This is a genomic window from Ruminococcus sp. AF20-12LB (assembly GCF_003478985.1).
Taxonomy (GTDB): Bacteria; Bacillota; Clostridia; order Lachnospirales; family Lachnospiraceae; genus Blautia_A.
In genome coordinates this window covers 1-533 of record NZ_QUGH01000043.1, presented here as the reverse complement: position 1 = coordinate 533, position 533 = coordinate 1, and the positions used below count along the sequence as shown (strand labels likewise).

Annotated in this window: 1 protein-coding gene; it reads left to right on the top strand. The window is 45.4% G+C overall.

Going from position 1 to position 533, the window contains the following annotated elements; all coding sequences use genetic code 11:
- Positions 1-533: reverse transcriptase domain-containing protein (locus DWX61_RS18760; RefSeq protein ID WP_286188099.1), on the top strand; the 533-nt coding region annotated here is incomplete at both ends.

Sequence of the window (533 nt, the reverse complement as noted above, 5' to 3'; positions counted from 1 at the left end):
GGTGTGCGAAAGCTTGGCATACCAACGGTGATAGACCGTACCATCCAACAGGCAATAACGCAACAGTTGGTGCCAATCTATGAACCGCTGTTTGCAGACGGCAGCTTTGGCTATCGTCCGGGCAGGAGCGCCAAAGACGCAATACTTAAAGTAAAGGAGTATGCAGAAGAAGGATACACATATGCAGTATCCTTAGATTTATCGAAATACTTTGATACACTTAACCATGAAATCCTTATCAACTTACTACGCAGGACTGTAAAGGACGAGAGGGTGGTACAGTTGATTAAGCGTTATCTGAAAAGCGGGGTAATGGAGAATGGAGTGGTGAAGGAAACAGAGGAAGGTTCGCCACAAGGAGGAAACCTATCCCCATTACTGGCGAATATCTACCTCAATGAGTTTGATCAGGAGTTTGTGAAGAGAGGAGTCCCATGTATCCGGTATGCAGATGACATTGTGCTTCTTGCAAAAAGCAAACGGGCATCGGAGAGACTTCTGGAAAGCAGTACGAAATATCTTGAAGAGAAGCT